Source organism: Ideonella sp. B508-1 (genome assembly GCF_000333615.1).
In the GTDB taxonomy this organism is placed as follows: Bacteria; Pseudomonadota; Gammaproteobacteria; order Burkholderiales; family Burkholderiaceae_C; genus Ideonella.
Genome location: NZ_BADL01000173.1, coordinates 1 through 1,250, shown reverse-complemented (window position 1 = coordinate 1,250; position 1,250 = coordinate 1). Strand labels below are relative to the sequence as shown.

Sequence of the window (1,250 nt, the reverse complement as noted above, 5' to 3'; positions counted from 1 at the left end):
CTCGCCCTGGGCGATCTTGGTGAGCTTGCCCACCATGCCGGCAATGACCACCTCGCGCAGGCCGCGGGCCACCGCCTCGTCCAGGGCGTAGCGCAGGAAGTCACCCATCTGCACAAAGCAGGTGGCAGGCAGCTGTGGCCGCTCGGCCATCGCGAACTTCTCGGTGCGCCCGCCGGTGGTGAGCACCACCACGCCGTGCGGCAGCGTGGCCATGCTGCTGAACCTGTGCGGCGCCCATGCCCCTTTCTTCACCCGCAACCTGGTGCTGCTGCATGACAGCGCCGGTCGCACCGGCATCGGCGAGGTGCCGGGCGGGGAGGGCATCCGCCGCGCGCTGGAACGCATGGTGCCGCTGGTGGTCGATCAACCCGTGGGCGCCTGCAACGCCATCCTGGCGCGCTTGCGCACGGCCCTGGCCGGTGGCGGCACCGCGGCGCACCAGGCCACCGTCCACCAGGTCAGCTCGGACGCCGAGGCCGCCGTGCTGCGCCAGCCGCACGAGATCAACCTGCGCATGGACAATGTGCTGACGGCCGTCGAGGCCGCGCTGCTGGACCTGCTGGGCCAGCACCTGGGTCTGCCGGTGGCGGCCCTGCTGGGCAACGGCCAGCAGCGCGAGGCCGTGCCCATGCTGGCCTACCTGTTCTACATCGGCGACCGCACCCAGACCGACCTGCCCTACCTGGACGGCGCCGGCCAGCCCGGCCACGACTGGTACCAGCTGCGCCACCAGGTGGCCATGGACCCGCAGGCCCTGGTGCGCACCGCCGAAGCCGCGGCCGACCGCTACGGCTTCCAGGACTTCAAGCTCAAGGGCGGGGTGTTCGATGGTGCCGACGAGATGCAGGCCATCGCCGCGCTGAAGGCCCGCTTCCCGCAGGCCCGCATCACGCTGGACCCGAACGGGGCCTGGACACTGGACGAGGCCATCCGGCTGTGCAAGGGCCAGAGCCACCTGCTGGCCTACGCCGAGGACCCCTGCGGCCCCGAGGCCGGCTACTCGGGCCGGGAGATCCTGTCCGAGTTCAAGCGGGCCACCGGCTTGCCCACCGCCACCAACATGGTGGCCACCGACTGGCGTCAGCTGCACCACTCGGTGCGCCTGGAGGCGGTCGACATCCCGCTGGCCGATCCGCACTTCTGGACCATGCAGGGCTCGGTGCGGGTGGCCCAGCTGTGCGACGACTGGGGCCTGACCTGGGGCTCGCATTCGAACAACCACTTCAACGTCTCGCTGGCCATGTTCCCCC

1 protein-coding gene and 1 pseudogene are annotated in these 1,250 nt (G+C 71.1%); one reads left to right on the top strand and one right to left on the bottom strand.

Annotated elements, in window-relative coordinates; genetic code table 11:
* Positions 1 to 207 (bottom strand): annotated as a pseudogene (locus I73_RS31495) (cobalt-precorrin-5B (C(1))-methyltransferase); the annotation flags it as partial.
* Between I73_RS31495 and I73_RS26745 the strand changes: the two are divergent.
* Positions 149 to 1,250: enolase C-terminal domain-like protein (locus I73_RS26745; protein WP_051049125.1), on the top strand; the 1,102-nt coding region annotated here is incomplete at its 3' end. The pseudogene I73_RS31495 and the gene I73_RS26745 sit on opposite strands and share 59 nt — an antisense overlap.